Origin of the sequence: Stieleria tagensis (assembly GCF_024129865.1) — a bacterium.
GTDB classification, from domain to species: domain Bacteria; phylum Planctomycetota; class Planctomycetia; order Pirellulales; family Pirellulaceae; genus Stieleria; species Stieleria tagensis.
The window spans coordinates 21592-41210 of sequence record NZ_JAMYFE010000018.1; the positions used below are offsets into that span (position 1 = coordinate 21592).

The following is a 19619-nucleotide window of genomic DNA, read 5'->3' on the forward strand; positions in this document are numbered from 1 at the left end:
ATCGCCCTTTCGCACCTCGCATGGGTTATCCTGAGTGATACCCGTCCCTCCCCCGCTTTTGCTCGTTACGAGTCCCCACCATTCGCAAGGTTCGCGATGCTACGCCTGCTTCTGCTATTGGCCTCCCTTTCCATTGCAGTGATGTCTAGCAATGTCTGGGGGGCCGAGGCGAAATTGGATTCCGCCAATCCCGAACACATTCGCTTTTTTGAAACCAGCATCCGCCCGTTGCTGGCCGAGCACTGTTGGAAATGCCACGGTGAAAAGAGCCAAAAGGGCAGCCTGCGTTTGGATTCACTTGCGGGCATTCTCCGCGGTGGCGATTCAGGGGCCGCCATCGTGCCGGGTCAAGTTGACGAAAGTCTGTTGATCGAAGCGGTGCACTACGACGGATACGAAATGCCCCCCAAAGGTCCACTGAACAAGGACCAGATCGAGGCGTTGGAAACCTGGGTTCGAATCGGTGCGCCTTGGCCGGGAGCGTCGGCCAAGGATCTTCGTTTGCCATCACCGGACAAAACACCAACATTCAGCGACGAAGATCGCCAGTGGTGGGCGATCGCGCCGCTATCCCAACCGGCCGTTCCTGCCACCGCAGGAGCTCATTGGGCGATCAATGAAATCGATCACTTCATTGCGAATCAGCAAGACAAACAGGGGCTAGCCCCCGCACCGCCGGCATCGCGAGAAACGTTGATTCGACGCGTGAGTTTTGATCTGACGGGGTTGCCACCGACACGTCTGCAAATCGACCAGTTTCTGGCGGACACATCGGACCAAGCGTACGAGTCGTTGGTCGATCGGCTGTTGGAAAGTCCTGCCTATGGTGAACGATTCGCGCGGCATTGGTTAGACGTTGCCCGCTATGCCGATTCAGACGGTTACCGCGCCGACCACCTTCGCCCAGACGCCTGGCGCTACCGCGATTACGTGATCAAATCGTTCAACGCCGACAAACCGTATGACCGGTTTGTCAAAGAGCAGATTGCCGGTGACGAACTGTATCCCAATGATCCAGACGCTCGCATTGCCACCGGTTTTTTGACACATGGGATTTACGAGTACAACAGTCGTGATGCGGTCGGCCAATGGGACATGATGCTGAACGAGATCACTGACACGTTGGGTGACGTTTTCTTGGGCGTCGGCATGCAGTGTTCACGTTGTCACGATCACAAATTCGATCCGGTGCTACAACGCGACTACTTCGCGTTGCGAGCCTTCGTTGAACCGATTTTGCTGGACCGCGACGCCGTCTGTGCAACGCAGCAACAGCGCAGCGAATATGCGGCGGCGGAAGCGAAATGGTTGGCAGCGACCGAATCGATTCGGGCCCAGCTTGACCCGCTGGAATCCAAATACCGCAAGAAAGCCGAAACCGTGGCAGTGATCAAGTTTCCGCTTTCCGTGCAAGCGATGTACAACAAACCGGAATCGGAAAAGACGCCGCATGAGTTGCAAATCTCTGAATTGGTCTGGCGGCAAGTCGAATTCGAATACGAACGGATGGACCAGAAATTCTCCGATACCGACAAAGAAACGATTCTCCGTCTGCGCCGCGAGTTGGCTCAGTTTGACCATTTAAAACCGGCCGCTTTGCCGGTGGCCCAATCTGTTCGTGATGCTTGCGCAAGTGCGCCTCTCACGGTGATCCCCAAGAAACGCACAGAGGTCGAACCGGCGTTTCTTTCCATTCTGAATGTTTCCCAGCCAACGGAATTTGGGCAAACGTTGGTCTCCACCGATCAGTCGCCACAGGCAACATCAACCGGGCGCCGCAGTCAGCTGGCAAACTGGGTCGCCGACGCCAGCAATCCACTTTCCACACGCGTGATCGTCAATCGAATCTGGCAAACTCATTTCGGTCGCGGCTTGGCCCCCAACGCCAGTGATTTCGGATTCTTGGGTGGCCCACCGACGCATCCCGAACTGCTGGACTGGTTGACCGGACGGTTCATTGAAGAAGGTTGGCAATTAAAGCCACTGCACCGGCTAATTGTGACTTCAGCAACGTACCGGCAATCCAGTCTTCACCCCCAGATGGAAGCATTTTCTGTCATTGATCCGACCAACCAGTGGTATTGGCGTGGTGACGTACGACGGCTGGATGCAGAACAGATTCGAGACGCAATTCTGGCTGTTTCGGATCGATTGAATGACCAGGCCGGTGGTCCCGCCGCGTCGGATGACAAACTTCGACGTTCGATCTACACCGTTGTCACACGCAACTCTCGCAACCCGTTACTTGATGCGTTTGATCTGCCACTGTTTTTCTCCAGCAGCGCGGCGCGTGATACGACCACCAACCCACTGCAATCATTGATGCTGATCAACAGCCAAGCGATGTTGGATCATGCCAAAGAATTCAGCCGCCGTGTCGACGATCAACAGCCCGCTGCTGCCATCGACCAACTGTGGCAACTTGCATTCGGACGGGATCCCAGTGATGCCGAACGCCAGTCCGCTCAAACATTTCTCGCGACCCAGCAATCACGCTACAGCCAACCGTCGGCACCCGATCAGAACGACCTACAGACCTCGATCTTGCCCTATCGAAATGGCAGTTCCATCGTCATCAAGCCCGACGGCCAAGCGATTCCTCGATCCCAGCCACACCCGGGGATCCAAACCGACGAATTCACCATTGAAACGATCTTTCAGCTCGGCAGTGTTTATGAATCGGGTGCGGTCCGCTCAATTGTCTCCACCGCGCCCGCGAAACAAGGGGCTGCTGGTTGGACGTTCGGTGTCACCGGCAAGGGCTCGCGCCGGAAGCCGCAGACCCTGGTGCTGCATGTTTATGGCAATAACGGAAAAAGCAAGACCGCCGAAGCCGCGGTGTTTTCAGATCAACACGTCGACCTGGGAAAACCTTACTATGCCGCCGCGACGTTTCGACTCTCAGCCGATGGTAAACCAGGGTCGGTCACGTTCTATCTGCAAGACTTGTCGGACGATGAGCAACCGATGTCCATCGCGACAATGGAACATGATTTGATCGGCGGACTTGGTGGTGATGCGGGCATCGCAATCGGCGGACGCATCAATGGCAACAATGGCGTGTTTGACGGGCTGATCGACGACGTTCGATTTTCCAGTGGAATTTTGGACGACGAAGCACTGCTGCTACGTGACGAATCCTCCACCAAAGTCACCATCGGTCATTGGAAATTTGATCCCGCCGCGGGGTTGTTGAAAGATCAGTCTGAGCAGCAGATTGATTTGCAACTTGGTCGTGGCGATGAAATCACTGAAACACCGCAGCGTCGTGCTTTGGCTGATCTGTGCCACGTCCTGCTTAACTCCAGCGAGTTCCTGTATGTTCAATAATGATTCCCCGTGGACCAATTCTAGACGTCAATTCCTGCGTGACAGCGGTTGTGGTTTTGGGGCGTTGGCGCTTTCGGCAATGATGAATTCGACCGCCAACGCGGCGGGATCGTTGGCCCACCAAGGCATTGATTTGCACGCGACGACAGCCAGTGGGCTCCATCATCGCCCCCGTGCCAAGAACGTCATCTTTCTGTTTATGGAAGGTGGCCCCAGCCATATTGACCTGTTCGATCCCAAACCGCTGTTGAACGAGTTGGCCGGCAAACCGCTGCCCGAAAGTTTTGGCGAAGTCATCACGGCGATGGGTGAATCCAGGTCGGATTTACTGGCATGCAAACGAAAATGGAAACAGCACGGCCAAGCCGGCACCTGGGTTTCCGATTGGTTGCCTCACACGGCATCCTGTGTCGATGACATCGCAGTGATTCGATCCTGTTGGGGCGAAGGCATCAACCACTCCGCCGGTGTCTGTTTGATGAATACCTGCTCGATTTTGGGAGGACGTCCGTCACTGGGCAGCTGGGTCAACTACGGGTTGGGATCCGAAAACGCTGATCTGCCGGCGTTTGTTGTGATGCAAGACAGAAAGACTTCGGTCGTCAACGGGCCACGGAACTGGGGTGCCGGTTTCATGCCGGCCGAGTACCAAGGAGTCGGGTTGCAGCAAAGCCAAACGCCGATCCCCAACCTGTTTCCGCCGGCTGAGGTGACGGCCGCGCACCAAGCGGGCAAACTGGATTTCCTGAATCAAATCAATCAGAACTTTGCCAACCGGCATCCACAACAAAGCGAGCTGGATGCGCGTATCGCCAGTTACGAACTGGCATTTCGCATGCAGGCAAATGCGCCCGAAGCGGTCGATCTGTCAGCTGAAACGGAACAAACCGAACGTCTGTACGGAATCGATGACAAAGAAACCGAGGTGTTCGGACGGCTGTGTTTACTCTCGCGTCGATTCGTCGAACGCGGCGTCCGCTTTGTCCAACTCTACAGCGGATCGGGCAGTAAATGGGATGCCCACAAGGGGATCGAAGGAAATCATTCCAGTCTGTGCCGTGCCACTGACAAACCAGTGGCCGGGCTGCTGAAAGACCTGAAACAACGCGGAATGCTGGACGACACGTTGGTGGTTTGGGGCGGCGAATTTGGGCGAACACCGATGTCCGAGCAGGGCAACGGTCGCGACCACAACCCGACCGGGTTCACCATGTGGATGGCCGGTGGCGGTATCAAAGGTGGTCAAACGATTGGCGCCACCGATGATTTGGGACTGCATGCCGTGGAAGACCGGATGCACGTGCACGATTTGCACGCCAGCATCCTTCATCTATTGGGGCTGGACCATATGAAACTGGTCTACAACTACAAAGGGCGTCCGGAGCGGCCAACGGTTAACGAAGGCCGCTTCTTTGAACAGCTGGTCAGCTAGGCCATGATTCCCGTCAGTGCACCGTCGCCGCAGAAGTCTGGGTTACCAAAACTGGATTCGGGCATTCCCATGCCTTCCAACAAGCTCATCAACAAGCGGTTGTGCGACACTTTGCCAAAGTCATAGGCTTGGCCGAACTGGAAATCCAGTCCGCCGCCGACCATCACAAACGGGATGTCATTTCGGGTGTGCGAGTTGCCTTTGCCAAGCTCGTTGGTCCAAACGATGGTGGTGTTGTCCAGTAGCGAACCGTGACCCGATGGATCCGGCGTCTCTTTCATCCGCCGCGCCATGTGCGCGACTTGCTCGGCGTACCACGTGTTGATCTGGATCAGTTTCTCGTACGCTTCTTCGTTGCTATCCGGTTCGTGCGACAAACCGTGGTGGCCTTCGTTGATGTCCAACCACCGCATCCGCGGTTGACCGACGCTGTTGGTGATTTGGAAACTGGCCACACGAGCAAAGTCGGCTACAAAGCTGTTGACCAGCAACTCCGTTTGCATCTGAGTGATCTGTGGCATGTTGTCATTTTGCTCTTCGATGTTTGGCGGCAACTTTGGCACTGCATGGCTAGCCGAATCGTTTTTCGTCGCCGCAGCCAACTCGGTCTTCAGTTCTTTTTCAACCGTGCGGACCAAGTCCAAGTGCAAGTCCAACAGCCGTCGATCCTCTTTGCTGAGGACTTTGCTGACACGTTTGAAATCACCGGACAATCCGTCCAAGACGCTCGCCAGCATTTGTCGGTTTTTGGTTTGGCCGTACAACCGATCAAACATTTGGTAGGGATCGCTAATGGGAGCAACCGGTTGGTTCGCACCGGCATAGGACATCCGCGTCCAGGTGTCGGCGCGGTCGGGCACCATCACTCCGAACTCCAGCGATCCGAATCGGGTTTGAGTCGCCGCGTCCGCTTGCAAACGATTCTTGATGTGTTGGTCAACCGAAATGCCCATCGACCAACCGGCCGGCGTGTCACTGCCGCCTTGGATGTCGCCGGGGAACAATTCGATCCCCGTCAACAGACAACCGATGCCGCGCATGTGGCCGTCACCGTCGCCTTGGATCTGATTGCAAATGCCTTTCATGGTCAGCATTTGGTCTTGGAATTCGGCCAACGGTGCCAAAATCCGTTTCAGGTCGTATCCCTTGCCAACATTGTCAGGCCAGAAATGATCTGGGATCACCCCGTTGGGGCTAAAGACAAACACGACTCGTCGCCGTCGCGCCGATGAGCCGGCTGATCCCAGTGCCAGACTGGGCAACCCCATCACCAAGCTTGCCGCGGCCGCACTGATTCCCGTTCGGGTCAAGAATTCACGTCGATCCATGTGTTGTTTCCTCTGGTTGGGGCTGCGTCGCAACAACGACCGCGATCTCAACGATCAGCTGCCGCATATTAAAACCACTTTGGCGGAATTGTGTCACCAATTTTTCGCCGACTTCTTCGCCAAAAGCCGCCAAGGGCTGTTTGACGAAGTGCTCAAAAACTCGTTCGATGAAGGCACGGTGTGCATCATCGTTCTCAGCCATAAACCGGGCCAAGTCTGCGGTATTTGCAAATGAAACGGATTCGCCAGCGCGTGTGACATAACCGCCACTAGAGTCAATCGGTTGTTCGTGTTCTGTGCTGCGGAATCGTCCCGCCGCATCGTAATTCTCGAGTGCAAATCCCAACGGATTGATTTTCTGGTGACAAACCTGGCACTTGGCGTCGCCGGTTTGCAGTTCGACGCGTTGTCGCGTGGTCAGGTGGGGGTGTAATTCGGGGTTCAGGGGCGTGAACGCTTCATTGGGGGGACGCAACGTTCGTCCCAACACACGGCGGACCAAAAACACACCGCGGTGAATGGGCGAACTGGTTTCATAGTAACTCAAATGGCTCATCACCAACGGGTGCGTCAGCACGCCAAACGTGACGTTTTTGTCCGATCGGCTACGCTGGAGTGATTGTGAGTCGCCCGCTTCCAATGGCTCCCAGGCCGCGCCGTAGAACTTGTGTAAACGCTGGTTGGTCCAATTCCAATCTTGCTGGAATAGTTGCCGGTAATCACTTTCCGGAGACCAGAAAATTTCGCTGACGGTTTGTTCAAGCGAACGTCTCAAATCCAATGTCAACAGCTTATCAAATCCGGGGTATTTCTCGGGATCCTTGGTGATTTCCAAAGCCGGGTTGATATCCAGCCATTCGAAAAACATTTGCATGACCTTGCCGTGCAAACGCGGGTCGCCGGCCATCCGCTCGGCCGAGCTGCGAATCCGTTGGACCGCTCCCTTTTGATCAAGCCGGAATTTGTCTTTGCGAATCTCTTCCAACAACCAACGATCTGACGGCAGGGAATCAAACAGCGTCAACGCCAGCCGGTTGGCCACCTGATGACTTTCCGAGGCTTGTTCGTCTATTAGTGGATATAAAAATCGAGGCGACTTGATCAGCATCAGGGTGCAACGACGAATCGCCAGTTGGTCGTCATCCACCGCAGCGAGCTGATCGTCGATGTACAACTTCTTCGTTTCAGGATCCAGCGACTGACGAAAAGCCACTTCGGCCATCTCGGTCAAGAACGACCGCAATCGACCTCGGTTTTCATCCGAATCCTTGCGGTGTTTGCGTTTGTAGTTCGGCCACAATTCTTTGGCAGCTGCATTGCCGAAATCCAGCGCGGCAGCGGTCATGGCGTCATTCCATTGACGGTCCACCGACGTTCCGCGAGCGTATCCGTAGCTGCGATCGTCCGGCGGCAATTTGGTTTGCAGCGCGTACGAACTGGGCAGCGTCGACGGCAACAGATTCTCGGGCGGAATCACCGTTTCGGTCCCACCGGGCGGCACCCAGCAAAGTGAAAACTTGGCTTCCGGCATCTCGGTTTTGCGTTTTCGTTGTGTGAAATCGATCAGCACCGCGTACTGCCGTCCGCCGATCAAATTCAGGCTACGACGAAATTCGGTTTTCCCCTCCGACTGCACGTTGTTATTGATCAACACGTTGTCGTGGTTGCCGAAACGCATCTTCATCGAACAGGTCGAATGCACGACGATTTCGTAGCGTCCGCTGTGTTCGACGAGCAATGAGCCAGACCAATGAATATAGAATTCGCCGGCATCCACACCCTCAACAGGTGATTCGCGGCCAAAATCAAAATCCAAGACGGGGTCGACGCGTTCTAGTTTCAGTTTGTCCTTGTCCCACCGGCCGGCATCGAAATAGGCACCGTTCAAACCCTGTTTGGTTTCCCGCCACGGCGGTTCGTAAAAGTGCTGGTACAGGTCGGCCAAACTCTGTTCGACTTGACCACCGGTTAAACGCGACAATTGCTGCTGCGGAGGCCGATTGCGCAGTTGAGCCGCAGCGGAGTAGAACGATTCGTAGATGTATTTCGCGACCGCTTCGGCGTCGGCGCCGACACATTGCTCGGGATCCTCTTCCGGCATCGTATCGACGATGATTTCTGTCAGTTCGCCTAGCGAGGAATCGCCAGATAGCGGATCCGAGTAGGCATCCGTTTGTCCGCGTCCGCCTTCACCGTGACAGGACTGGCACTGTTGGGAATAGATCGCTTGACCGCGTGAAATCAAATCACTGGCAGGTCGATCGGCAACGGGCTGATCGGCGAAACCGCTGCCGACGATCGCAATCCAGACCAACACGGTCCAACAAAAATAGCGATCCCAGCCAGCCCAGTGGCCAGCTTTCGAAATCGAATTCGAGCGAATGGTTGCCAAGTTTAGATTCATGCAATCCCTGGAGGGGTGTCAATGTGACAGGCCGAAATCGACTTTGCTGTCTCTCAGTCGACCTGTTCGAAGAACGCTTTTGAAACGCTTCCTGAACTCGCCAGCAAGCACACAGCACACGTGCACATTGTTTTGGCGTCACCAAGGTGGGAAGTTGGGTGACGTTTTGGGGTGGGGACCGAGTGGGTGATTTCGGTGCAACTATTAGACCAGATATCGGGAGCGGAATAAATGTTAAGCACTAAAATTCGTGGCAAAATACGCGTTGAATGCCGGATTGAGCCGGATCCCAATAGATTAGGCGACTTTTACAGCGGAAAACCCGGGAAAAAAAACGCCGACAATAGCTGTCGAAACGCCCCTTGGCTGATTTGGGGTCATTCTGCGATACTGCCGCACCAAACTGGCATAAAACTCACTTTCCCCCGTACTCTTTACCGGCTGTTAGACCACCCACAGTGCCCTGCCCGGCAGATCAATTTGAGCTGCTGATGTGACGAAGGAACTGAGCGTGCGACTGCGGCACATTTTTTGACAGGAACTCGAATGCTCAAGAATTTTTCGCCTAAGTCTCTCGGAATCAACGGTCGTCAAAGCGAATTGATCGAATTGGCACTGACTTACGGTTTCGCGTCGATGGACATCGACATGTACGAAATCCTCCGCCGGTCACAACGAACCACCGCTGACGACGCGGCAAAGTTCTTGAAGGCCGCCATGGGCGAAGGCATGGGACGTCTGGAACAGCTGGGCGGTTTCCAATTGGAAATCGACTTGGATGCCGACGACGATGCTTTCACCAGCCAAGTGGGTGCGTTGCATCCGTTGACCGAATTGGCAGCGGAACTGGGTGCGACTCGCGCCTACATTCGATTGCCAGCGGCGACCGACCGTTTGCCCTATCACGAGTACTTCGAAACGCAGCGTGGCCGTTTGGCCCAAGTGGCCGAAGTCTTGGCGGCAAAGGACATCCAATTGGGCGTCGGATTTGATTCGTCCAAAGAACTGGCTACCAAGAAAGAATTCGACTTCGTTCGCAACGTCGAAGGTCTGATCGCGATGGTCAAAGGCGTCGGCGCAGCCAACGTTGGCTACATCGTCGACACCTGGGACTGGGCCGTTGGCGACGGCGGCATGGACCAGCTGAGCGAGATCGCTGGCTCGGACATCGTGGCCGTGCGTTTGGGATCCTTGGCAGATGACGCGGATCCCGCCAAAATCACTCGCAAAGATTGTGTGTTGCCCGTCACCGGCGGCAGCTTGGATCACGTCGCCGTTGTGAAACACTTGATCTCCAGCGGTTTCGAAGGCCCGATTTCTCCCTCGGCATCGCCGACCCGCTACAAAGGCCAAACCCGCGAGAACACCGTCAAAGATGCCCAAGAAGCAATCGACGGTATCTGCACCGAAGCCGGCTTGGAAGTCAAACCATTGCCGATGGATTTGATCGAGGACATCCCTTACGAAGCCACGCCCATCGCGTAGGTTGTCGTTCGGACTGTGTCCCAACGCCCCCCGGTAGCATGGCGGTTGAATCGTTACATCCGGTTCAACCGTCAAGATTTGATTTTTTCTAATCGGTCAGGGCGTTGCCTGAGAAAGCGAGCGGGCGCTTCGGTGAAACGCGCTCCTAGGGTTCAGCGAATACTCCGCTGTAACCCTCACGATGCATCACATGTCCGCTGCGCCGATTCCTTGGAAACACATTCGCAACGTCTTGGTTCTGTTTGCACCGTTGTGGATCGGCGCGGTGCTATTGTTCGGGACCATTGGCGTGGCTTATTCGCTGATGTCCAGCGATCTGTACGCCGCCCGCCAGCCACTGGTCGTTCGTGATGAAGCGACCCGAGCCGTTGACCGCCTGGGGCGGTTCGCCAGCCAGACTGAATTGAAAGCGGCTCAAGAAACGATTCTGGAAATGACGCTGAACCGCGAAGTCGTCTCGGCGGCGTTGCGACAAATCGGACCTCCCGATGGCAAGCTCGACCCAGATTGGCCCTCGATTTCAGAGATCGATTCGGCGGTCAAAAAGCATGTCAATATTGTCGCCCCCCAAGGCTCGGATTTTGGCAACACCGAAGTCGTCTATCTAGAAGTCAAAGCCGAGACTCGGCCGCGTGCAGTCAAATTCTGTGAAGCTGTTTTCCAGAATCTGACCAAACACCTGCGCGATGTGCGACGCGTACGTGCTGACAGCGTGATCATCGAACTGACGCATGCGCGTGACATGGGGAAACGCAATTTAGATGCTGTGAGCGCCCAGGTGCACGAGATCGAAGTGAAATTTGGTGCGGACCTGGCCGAGCTGCGAAATCTAAACGACACCTTTACCGGTGGCAGCAGCAACCGACGGGCGCTCGCGGATACCAAGGAGCAACTTCAGGCCGCTGAATTGGAACTGGAAAAATTAACCTCGTTGCATGCCCTGTTGGTAGCCGGAGCCAAAGATCCTCAGCGGTTGTTGATCAGCGGCGGCGATCTGCTCAATAGCCAGCCATCGCTGCAGCGATTAAAAGACGGTCTGATCGACGCGCAATTGAAAGCCAGCCAACTGTCGGGCGTCTACACGTTGCTGAATCCAAAACGCAAAGCTGCGATCGCCACCGAGCGAGAAATTCGCGAACGCATCATTCAAGAAACCAACTCCGTGATCGCATCGATGGAGCCGATGTTGGACCTACAGCGGGCACAAGTAACCAAGTTGACACAAAAACGCGACTCGATTTCAGAAAAGCTGGAAATGCTGGCTGAAGTGCGAACCTCGTACGCAGAAATTGATGCGGAACTCAGACAACGGACTCAGCAAGTCGCTGATGCCGAACGACGATTGGTCGAGGCTCAAGCCAGCCGATCGGCAGCACTTTCGACCAACCTGATCGCCGAACTCGGCCCACCCCAAGTGACTCAGTATCCTGTCGGCCCGGGCACGACGACGTTGACCTTTGGTTCAATGCTGGCCGGATTGATTTTTGGACTCGGAGCCGTGTTCTTGATCGCACCTGGCCCAATCAGTTCGCACGGACGCAGACGTTGGACCGACCATCTGGAAGGCCAAAACCGACGAGCGGAAGATCGAATTCGCATCGCCCAGCAACAACATCGACGCAGCAGCGATCTGCATCCAGGTCAATCGGCGATCACCGTCCCAGCCACCGCCGCCCCCACCGACTGATAAACGAAGCAAAGCTGCACCCTTCACAGTCGCCTTTCGTTCAACCAACTGGTTGCGACGCCTGGGATACAACCCATCGTGAACCGCCGTATTCAGTCGCCGCTTTGGAGACCGCTTGTTGACTCTGTCGGTGGCTGCAGCTGTTTCAGATACCAGGTCACGGTGACGCCACGTTGGGCGTCGACCAGGGTGTCGAACAACGCATCCGCCGCATCGCGGCGCAGCTGTGCTGGATCGGCGAGTTGTTCATATTGCACTTCCGTCGTCGATCGGTCGTGTACCAACGCGAGATGAAACCCCATTGGACTGCGGACGACCGGGGTGACTGATCCGACATCGGTCTTGCGAATGGCATCGATCAAATTTGCTGGCAGATCCCCACGATCGGAGACCCAACCGACGTGTCCGCCGTCGTTGGCCGTGGCACCTTCGCTTTCATCGCGGGCCAGATCAGCAAAGGTCGACTCAAGCAGTCCGGCTGAGGCCTTGGCCGATTCCAGTTTCTCTTTGATCAGCGTGATCCGTTGCTTTGCAATCTCTAACGAATCGGTTCGATTCTGTGCATCGATTCCCAGGAACAGATGAGAGACATCCCATTTGGTCGGCTGATAGAGAGCGGCATTTGCCTGGTAGTAGCGTTTCAGATTCTGATCGGTCATGCGGCTTTTCAGGTAGCCTCGCCAAGCCGTTTCCCAATCGATGGCATGGTGCACTGATCGTTCGTCGCTGATCGACCGTTCGCAATACTGTTCAATACTTTGCCCCCGCTGCTGCAAGCCCGTAAGAAAGGATTGCCACTGACGATCCAGCAAGGTTTCCAATCGATCGCCACCTTGCTGACGCAGTGACCGCATCGCTAAATGTTGACGCACCAACAGAGCACTGCTTGCTCGTTGCACGTTTAGATCGGCCTGGGCAGGATCTTTGATTCGTAATTTCGTCGCCAATAGGTAACTGACTTCACCCCAAAACACAGGGGCACCATCAATCGCAGCGATCGGGTCACTGAACTCCAATTTCGGTGACGCCTCGCTACGCTGCGCGACAAGGTTGGTGCTGGTCAGAATCACAGCGCCCACCCATAACGCAAGTCGCATGGCAAGTACCCGTAGCCGTGCTCTGCAAGCCCGCTGCCGAACTTCACCCTCCTGGCAGGAGGGCCGAGCGGAGCGTGGGGAGGTCGAACTTGTGCTGCATCCCCAACCCGTTGACAGCCCCTGCCCGGTTTGTGAGACGACCGTTCGTTTGGCGATGCGAATCATGGCAATGCGATGTCTTGCAACACAAAATCAACTTTACTTTTCACCACCGACGTCGGCGATTGGTAGATCAGTTTTGCATCGGTCAGATCTTCGATCTCGAACAGGTATCCCAGGCCGACACTGTTCTCGGTTTGTCGGTAGAGTTCGTATCCCAAATGTTCGATCCGATGACCATCGGCGGCTTTGACATAAACGGGGTTTTGAAAAATCCATTGCCGATGACTTTCCAACGCGCGATCGGCATCGCTCAGTTCGACTGCGAAGCGGACTTCGTACAGTGGTCCATTGGGCTGCACTTGCTCAATTTTGACAGTCATCGAATCGACCGTTTCGCTGGCACCGGACTGCGTCAATGACAACGCGAACTCGTGCCGTTTGCCGGGCAATAGCGATTCAATCGTTCCTCGCAGCGAGGTGATTTTGCGTGGGCTGCCGGCGGGCAATTCCAGCGGCAGGTAGAATTCACTGAATGCCAGTTCATTGTTGGTCGAAATTTCGATCGTTTGTTCGCTGCTTTGTGGTTTGACGGATTTACCGTCGTCCAATGCGCCAGACAACTGCGGGACAGGGATCGTCAAACCGATCGGTGTCATGCCGGGTTGCCAGGTGATTTCCATCGACAGATTCAATCCGTTTTGACTGGGCTGGTTGAATGCGCGGCGGGCGCTCACGGACACTGGTTCGATCCGATACACACCGCTGTATGCCGCCGAATTGACGCGGGATTGGCGGCCTTCTTCTCGTGCGACCAGTTTCATGGTTGTTTTGTCGCCACCGTAGTGATTGACGTCTAGATTGGCCTGGTCCAAAACAAGGTCCACTGCGTGCCAGAATGACAACGGGACGCCAGACGACTGAATCGGCAATGAATCGTCGGCCGCATGGTCAAATTCGATCTGACTTTCACGACTGATCACTTCCAAGGCATCACCCAGTGTTTTGGCCTCACCCAGTCGAATGCGAATGGTCTTGGATTGCGATTTGGCTTTCAGCGCCATCAGTGCCGATTTGACGCGTGCCAGCCGCTCGGTGGCTTCGATTGAAAACCCGGCTCGATCGTCAGGCAAATACGGCAACGCATCGAGTCCCGCTTGAATCAACGCTTGTTCTGCGGCACTTCGCTCGCTGGCTTTGGCCGCATCGAGTTGATCCACCCATTCCAACACATCGTCTTTCGAAACCGACTCGGACGGTTCATCAGCCAGCGTGCTGCCGGATTGCCCGGCCAGCAGCCCCAGCACCAGCCAGCCCAGTACCAGCCACCCCAGCGAAAACGCGGATCGGTAGTTGTCGATGACCGTCAAAACCGTTTGGACCGTTCGACTCATTTCAATTCCCCGGATTCGATCGACTACGGGTGTCAATTTTTTGAGCTAGTTTTCTATAGCCCCTGCACCCAATCTGCGGAATTCGATCTTACCAAACCCCCGCGAGAGTTGCTCGCCAGTCAGATCGATTCAGCTGCGGAATAACGTATTGGACCAGGGAAAATTCGGAGTTTGCAGGTTCGGCATTCTCCCCCCAAATCGAAAGCCTTCATCAAAAGTGACCGCCCAACGATGTGTTTCCACCAGTTGTCTCGACCAATCCTGCACCGCGGCCTGTTAAGCGCGGCGATGATGATCGCGATTCTTTGGCAGTGCAGCTGCTGTCTAGCCGTTTCGCCGGGACTGATTGAATTCACATGGGGTGATCGGGCACGTCAGGGAATACCGATCATGGACTTTTCGTCGGAGATGGTGGTCTTGGGGCGTGACGGCCAGTTGCACACTTTGAACGCCAGCCAGATCCAAACGGTGCGGGAGTTACGGTCGGCTTACGAACCCTCGACGACAATGGAGATGCGTGCCGAGCTGCAATCGGAGTTCGGTCGTGATTTCGAAGTGTTGGCGACGAATCATTTTTTAGTGGTCCAGCCCAAAGGCCGCGGGTCGCGCTGGCCCGAACTGTTCGAAAAGTGCCACCGTTCGTTTGTCAGCTACATGTCACGCCGGGGTGTCAAGGTTCGACGAGGCCGATTCCCGATGGTCGCGGTTGTGATGCCCGATTCCGCAGCCATGTACAACGAACTTCGACGGATGAAAGTCAGTGCCAAACGGGTCGCCGGGATTTACGCGCGCGAAAGCAATCGAGTGATCACGCATGACGGTGGCTACCTGCCCCACGTCGCAGCCACTCTGCGACACGAAGCCGCTCACCAATCGGCTTACAACTACAATGTACATAGCCGCATCGTGATCACGCCTCGCTGGGTCACCGAAGGCGTCGGGCAAATGTTTGAACCCGAAAGCATGGTTTCGCAACAGACCGGAATGACCTTGCGCGACCGTATCAACGACTACAGCATGAACGTGATCCGAACCAAATACGACGGCGGCCGCAGCCAGGATTTTTCCGATGCGGTTCGCGATCTGATCGGCAGCGACGAGATGTTTCGTCAATCCAATACAACCGACCAAGCCTACTCGGTGGCCTGGGCGATGATGTTCTATTTGTCCGAACGCGACCCGAAATCGTTCGCCAAAGTGCTCGCCGGGACGTCGGCTCGGGGGACCTATCAGCCCTACGACCGGTTTGCGCGCCTGAACGACTTTCAGCGTTGGGTCGGTACGGATATCGATCAGTTTGCAAAAAATGTCAGTTGGTTTTTGCAGACGCTCTAACCACCGGCGAGCGCCGGGACCGGATATTTCAAAACTGGCCGCCACGACGTACACTGATACGTTGCGGTGCACGCCAGACCCTCGTCGTGATCTCAGCGGTGTCGCGAACCCCCTCCGTTCAACCGCTTGTCTGGAAAACCGCTCATGACGCCGCCGCGCTATTTGGTCCCCTTTGACACGCGTCAGGAAGTCCACCGTTTCACCGACGTGTTGATCATTGGTGGCGGGCTGGCCGGTTTGCGTGCGGCCAATGCGGTGCAACCGCATCAGCGAGTGTTGGTGGTGACGAAAGATGTGCTGCGCGAATCCAACAGCAACTATGCCCAGGGTGGCATCGCCGGCGTGATCGATCCGGAAGACCGTTTCGAGAATCATATTCGGGACACCTTGATCGCCGGTGCCAATCTGTGCGACGAAGACGTCGTCAACATGGTGATTCGCGAGGGCCCCAGCCGAATCGAAGAACTCGTCCGCTGGGGCACGCAGTTTGATTTTGATGCCGGTGAATTGGAGCTCGGACGCGAAGGCGGGCACTCGCACGAACGCATCGTGCACGCTCAAGGCGACGCCACCGGTGCTGAAATCATGCGTGCGGTCATTCAGCGCACGCGTGATCTGCCAAACGTACGGATTCTGGAAAACGCATTCACGATCGATCTGTTGACACACGAAGGCCGCTGTCGCGGCGCGGTGATCAGCGAAAACGGTGGCCGGCCGGTGATGGTTTGGGCCAAAGAAACTATTCTGTGCACCGGTGGGGCTGGACAGATTTTTCGCGAATCAACCAACCCTCCCGTGGCGACCGCCGATGGGACTTCGCTGGCCTACCGTGCGGGCGTGAAGCTGCGTGACATGGAATTCATGCAGTTCCATCCGACGGTGCTGTACATCGCCGGTTCGTCGCGGTCATTGATCACCGAAGCGGTGCGAGGCGAAGGCGCCTACCTGGTCGATTCCACCGGTCACCGTTTCATGCCCGAATACGATGATCGCGCCGAACTGGCTCCGCGTGATGTGGTCAGCCAAGCCATCATCCGTCAGATGCACAAGACATCGCACCCCTGTGTTTACTTGGACCTGTCGCACCTGAATGCCAAACACGTTCTGGCGCGATTCCCAGGCATCGCGTTGGCCTGTTCCAAGTTTGGCTTGGATATCGCCAGCGATCGAATTCCCGTTCGCCCTGGGGCGCATTACATGGTCGGTGGCGTGACGGTCGATCGCCAAGGCCGAACGAGTCTGCCCGGTTTGTGGGCGGCCGGCGAGGTGACCAGCAGCGGTCTGCACGGCGCCAATCGATTGGCCAGCAATAGCTTGCTCGAAGGCCTCGTGTATGGTGCCTCGGCGGGCGTGGCGGCATCCCGCTCGGCTAGCGAAGAAGTCCACGAGATGCGGGCCCTGCCGATCCGTCAATCGGTGACTTCCTCGAGCGAGTCGTTTGATATCGATGACGTCCGTGTGTCGCTGAAGACTTTGATGGGACGGTTTGTCGGAGTCGAACGCGATGCCGCCGGTTTACAAAAGGCCGCCGACACCATTCGCTCGTATTCCGCGTACGTCATGAACCATCAATTCTCAGACGAATCGGGTTGGGAATTGCAAAACCTGCTGACCAGCGCGGTAATCATGGTCACCTCCGCCATGGTGCGTACGGAATCGCGTGGCGTGCATTTTCGCAGCGACCACCCTGCCCCCGACGATGAACATTGGCGTCGTCATTTGACGGTCCAAATCAACGTCGACGGTGGCTACCCACAACGCGGCGCGTTGCTTGAACCGGCAAACATTCCTGTCGTCTAACGACTGCGACGCCAGCAAACCTGATCGCCGTCGCCGGCCGGTCAATTCTTGAGCCAATGTGAGCGCATAAAAAAAGCCCGGTTTTTCAACCGGGCTTTTCTCTAGCGACGCGGACGGGACTCGAACCCGCAACCTCCGGATCGACAGTCCGGGGCTCTAACCAATTGAGCTACCGCGCCAGAATTCAGCTCGCTCGAAGGCGTTGCTGTCCTCTGATGGAGCGGGATTATATACATGGTCGTTCCCGCTGCAAGACCATGCTTCGGCTGTTTCGCAAACGTTTCTTTAATCATCTGCTAGCGAATTATTCTCCGGGTCGTTTTTTCGCTTATTCCCCGCGAAACGGAGAGCAAATGTTTTTCCACGAAAGCAATTTTTTTGCAGTCCCGGGGTTTGTTCCAGACCTAGCGTTGTGGTGATGAATCGCGAAATCGATCCACGCATCTTTTGCTCGAAAACTAAGAAACCCACGACATCCGCGATGTTCGCCAACCAATTTTTTTTGTTCACCGCATCGATTAACGATTGGATCCGTGACAGCGGCAATGAACTGTCGGGCTACACCAGCCAAATGTCGACGACCCATTGGGGGATTGTTGCCGGTTGTGCCGTTGCTTTCGGATTTATGTGCTTGAAGGGGCCCGGCGTGAACCGATAACACGGTCTATCGCGTAGAACCTAATTGACCGATCATTTGGATCAATTATTGAGCATGCCCGGCCGGCCTGGAGAATCAATCATGCCGCTGTTTGAAATCGAAACTGACTCGCACATCATCATCACCTGGGCTAGCGACGAAGACGCCGCTCGGGTGGTCGTGTATGAAGCCTACCCGCATGACGAGGTCGTGCGGCTGACCAAACGCCCCCGGGACACCTGGGTGATCAGCAAAGGGGCATTGGGGTTAACCAACACCAACTTGGACCCCTGCATGGTGGCTCGAGAATGCCTGAACCGTTCGGCGGGCGACAAAGTCAACGCGATCCGGTTGTACCGAATGGAAACCGGCAGCGATTTGGATCAGGCCCGAAAGATGATTGAATCCAACATGGTCATGGGCTGGTAGCAACCGGCGGCTTCACTGAACAGTGTCTTGATTAGACAGTGTCTTGATCGAATCAGCCGCTGGGCGTTAGCCGTGGTTTTGATCCCATCCCGACGCGTCAGTTATGAAGCCAGCGTTTTTCATCACAACCCGACGCGTGAGCGAGGGATTTTTGGTCTTACCAATGCCCCACGTAAAAGCGCAACGTGAAAACTCACGCGTCGCACCGCCATTCACTGTCCACCTGGCATTGACGCGAGCGAGTAGGCCCCCATTCGGCGGGCATTCTGCGATGCCGTTTGGGCCGCCAATTGTGCGGCTTGGCTGAGCGATTGTTCTGCGACCCAAGCGTGTAGAAAGGCGCCGTGATAGGTGTCGCCGCAGCCGGTCGTGTCGACGGCTTGATCCACTTCGATCGCCGGTTGAAAAATGGTTGGTTGGCCTTGCTGTTTCAAGTAACTCCCGCCGGCCCCATCGGTCACTCCGGCAATTTGGCATCCCAGATCGGCCGACAAAAACTCCACTAATTCCCGCGCCCCAATCACCGAGCGATTGGGATATCGCATCTGAAAGTGTTGCGCCGCAAACTGCGCCGCCACGATGGCAATATCGGCACCCATCAGCATCGGCAAGATCTGGGGGCGATAGCGATAGGCGCCACCGTCAAACGAGACCAGAGTGGTGGCTTGCTTGGCAATTTCAATCGCGCGGCGACATACTTCGGGATGTCGACCATTGAGATGCAGCAACTTGGCACTGGCGACTGCGTCCCCGAGTTCATTCGACCATGACAATTGGTCGCAAGCGCTGCCAGGTGAAAAGACGATGGTTCGTTCGACGTCGGCTTTGTCAGCCCAGATCGATGCGACGGAACTGGTCTTGCCCAGATGCTGCGTGATCTGACGACAGTCGACGCCCAATGTTTGAAGAGTTTCCAGAATCCGCTTCGCGGGCGGGTCATCGCCCAGCGAGTCGACCAGAGCGACGCGCGAACCCAACTGTGCGGCCGTGGCCAGCGCAACCGTGATGCCGCCGCCGATCCCCTCGACTCGTTCACAGGCCTGGACGACTTGGCCTCGGTGGGGGAGTTCATCGACCAGAAACAGGTTGTCCCAGACCGAAACGCCGATCCCCACGATGTCAAATTCAGTCGTCAAGTCGGCGGATCTCCTCAACAAGTGCG

13 protein-coding genes and 1 tRNA gene are annotated in these 19619 nt (G+C 55.9%); 8 read left to right on the top strand and 6 right to left on the bottom strand.

The genetic code is table 11. From position 1 onward, the window contains the following. Positions 1–96: 96 nt before the first annotated feature. Together NHH03_RS02440 and NHH03_RS02445 are read left to right on the top strand one after the other, a co-directional pair. Positions 97–3330, top strand: coding sequence for a DUF1553 domain-containing protein (locus NHH03_RS02440; protein ID WP_253154149.1), 3234 nt, complete (start codon positions 97–99; stop codon positions 3328–3330). Beyond that, the gene (locus NHH03_RS02445) at positions 3320–4762 is read left to right on the top strand and encodes a DUF1501 domain-containing protein (RefSeq protein WP_253154150.1); all 1443 of its coding nucleotides are present in this window, start codon (positions 3320–3322) and stop codon (positions 4760–4762) included. The genes NHH03_RS02440 and NHH03_RS02445 overlap by 11 nt, the downstream gene beginning before the upstream one ends. Here NHH03_RS02445 and NHH03_RS02450 read toward each other — a convergent pair. Together NHH03_RS02450 and NHH03_RS02455 are read right to left on the bottom strand one after the other, a co-directional pair. Beyond that, a complete protein-coding gene (locus tag NHH03_RS02450; RefSeq protein ID WP_253154151.1) occupies positions 4759–6090 on the bottom strand; it encodes a DUF1552 domain-containing protein in 1332 nt (443 codons plus the stop codon). The two genes, NHH03_RS02445 and NHH03_RS02450, sit on opposite strands and share 4 nt — an antisense overlap. Beyond that, positions 6077–8494 carry a DUF1588 domain-containing protein gene (locus NHH03_RS02455; RefSeq protein WP_253154152.1) on the bottom strand — a complete coding sequence of 806 codons (2418 nt, stop codon included), beginning with the start codon at positions 8492–8494 and terminating at the stop codon, positions 6077–6079. Before NHH03_RS02455 ends, NHH03_RS02450 begins: the two co-directional genes overlap by 14 nt. A gap of 546 nt (positions 8495–9040) precedes the next feature. Between NHH03_RS02455 and NHH03_RS02460 the strand changes: the two genes are divergently transcribed. Then, positions 9041–9979: a TIM barrel protein gene (locus tag NHH03_RS02460; RefSeq protein ID WP_253154153.1), complete on the top strand. Its 939-nt coding sequence runs from the start codon at positions 9041–9043 to the stop codon at positions 9977–9979. Between the two features lie 190 nt (positions 9980–10169). Continuing rightward, entirely contained in the window at positions 10170–11666 is a 1497-nt protein-coding gene (locus tag NHH03_RS02465) for a hypothetical protein (RefSeq protein ID WP_253154154.1), read from the top strand. Positions 11667–11758: 92 nt separating this feature from the next. On the opposite strand, the gene NHH03_RS02470 is transcribed toward NHH03_RS02465, so the two are convergent. Together NHH03_RS02470 and NHH03_RS02475 are read right to left on the bottom strand one after the other, a co-directional pair. Then, positions 11759–12763 (bottom strand): peptidylprolyl isomerase, encoded by a 1005-nt coding sequence (locus tag NHH03_RS02470; RefSeq protein ID WP_253154155.1) that lies wholly within the window; start codon positions 12761–12763, stop codon positions 11759–11761. A 161-nt stretch (positions 12764–12924) separates the two neighbouring features. Beyond that, positions 12925–14256 carry a hypothetical protein gene (locus tag NHH03_RS02475; protein WP_253154156.1) on the bottom strand — a complete coding sequence of 444 codons (1332 nt, stop codon included), beginning with the start codon at positions 14254–14256 and terminating at the stop codon, positions 12925–12927. 390 nt (positions 14257–14646) lie between these two features. Here NHH03_RS02475 and NHH03_RS02480 point away from each other — a divergent pair, with 390 nt between their 5' ends. After that, the gene (locus NHH03_RS02480; RefSeq protein WP_253154157.1) at positions 14647–15591 is read left to right on the top strand and encodes a DUF1570 domain-containing protein; all 945 of its coding nucleotides are present in this window, start codon (positions 14647–14649) and stop codon (positions 15589–15591) included. A 144-nt stretch (positions 15592–15735) separates the two neighbouring features. After that, on the top strand, positions 15736–17391 hold the full coding sequence (gene nadB / locus NHH03_RS02485; protein ID WP_253154158.1) for an L-aspartate oxidase: 1656 nt from the start codon (positions 15736–15738) through the stop codon (positions 17389–17391). Positions 17392–17496: 105 nt separating this feature from the next. Here nadB and NHH03_RS02490 read toward each other — a convergent pair. Further along, positions 17497–17570, bottom strand: a tRNA-Asp gene (locus tag NHH03_RS02490). A gap of 239 nt (positions 17571–17809) precedes the next feature. Between NHH03_RS02490 and NHH03_RS02495 the strand changes: the two genes are divergently transcribed. Further along, the gene (locus NHH03_RS02495) at positions 17810–18049 is read left to right on the top strand and encodes a hypothetical protein (RefSeq protein ID WP_253154159.1); all 240 of its coding nucleotides are present in this window, start codon (positions 17810–17812) and stop codon (positions 18047–18049) included. A gap of 81 nt (positions 18050–18130) precedes the next feature. Beyond that, positions 18131–18457: a DUF6793 family protein gene (locus NHH03_RS02500; RefSeq protein ID WP_253154160.1), complete on the top strand. Its 327-nt coding sequence runs from the start codon at positions 18131–18133 to the stop codon at positions 18455–18457. 212 nt (positions 18458–18669) lie between these two features. Here NHH03_RS02500 and NHH03_RS02505 read toward each other — a convergent pair whose 3' ends face one another. Continuing rightward, positions 18670–19593, bottom strand: a complete 924-nt coding sequence (locus tag NHH03_RS02505) for a carbohydrate kinase family protein (RefSeq protein ID WP_253154161.1) — start codon at positions 19591–19593, stop codon at positions 18670–18672. Between the last annotated feature and the right edge of the window lie 26 nt (positions 19594–19619).

What these genes read in the sequence shown, in the direction of transcription:
- NHH03_RS02440 (WP_253154149.1), top strand. Translation starts at nt 97, where the DNA reads ATGCTACGCCTGCTTCTGCTATTGGCCTCCCTTTCCATTGCAGTGATG.
- NHH03_RS02445 (WP_253154150.1), top strand. Translation starts at nt 3,320, where the DNA reads ATGTTCAATAATGATTCCCCGTGGACCAATTCTAGACGTCAATTCCTG.
- NHH03_RS02450 (WP_253154151.1), bottom strand. Translation starts at nt 6,090, where the DNA reads ATGGATCGACGTGAATTCTTGACCCGAACGGGAATCAGTGCGGCCGCG.
- NHH03_RS02455 (WP_253154152.1), bottom strand. Translation starts at nt 8,494, where the DNA reads ATGAATCTAAACTTGGCAACCATTCGCTCGAATTCGATTTCGAAAGCT.
- NHH03_RS02460 (WP_253154153.1), top strand. Translation starts at nt 9,041, where the DNA reads ATGCTCAAGAATTTTTCGCCTAAGTCTCTCGGAATCAACGGTCGTCAA.
- NHH03_RS02465 (WP_253154154.1), top strand. Translation starts at nt 10,170, where the DNA reads ATGTCCGCTGCGCCGATTCCTTGGAAACACATTCGCAACGTCTTGGTT.
- NHH03_RS02470 (WP_253154155.1), bottom strand. Translation starts at nt 12,763, where the DNA reads ATGCGACTTGCGTTATGGGTGGGCGCTGTGATTCTGACCAGCACCAAC.
- NHH03_RS02475 (WP_253154156.1), bottom strand. Translation starts at nt 14,256, where the DNA reads ATGAGTCGAACGGTCCAAACGGTTTTGACGGTCATCGACAACTACCGA.
- NHH03_RS02480 (WP_253154157.1), top strand. Translation starts at nt 14,647, where the DNA reads ATGGACTTTTCGTCGGAGATGGTGGTCTTGGGGCGTGACGGCCAGTTG.
- nadB (WP_253154158.1), top strand. Translation starts at nt 15,736, where the DNA reads ATGACGCCGCCGCGCTATTTGGTCCCCTTTGACACGCGTCAGGAAGTC.
- NHH03_RS02495 (WP_253154159.1), top strand. Translation starts at nt 17,810, where the DNA reads ATGAATCGCGAAATCGATCCACGCATCTTTTGCTCGAAAACTAAGAAA.
- NHH03_RS02500 (WP_253154160.1), top strand. Translation starts at nt 18,131, where the DNA reads ATGCCGCTGTTTGAAATCGAAACTGACTCGCACATCATCATCACCTGG.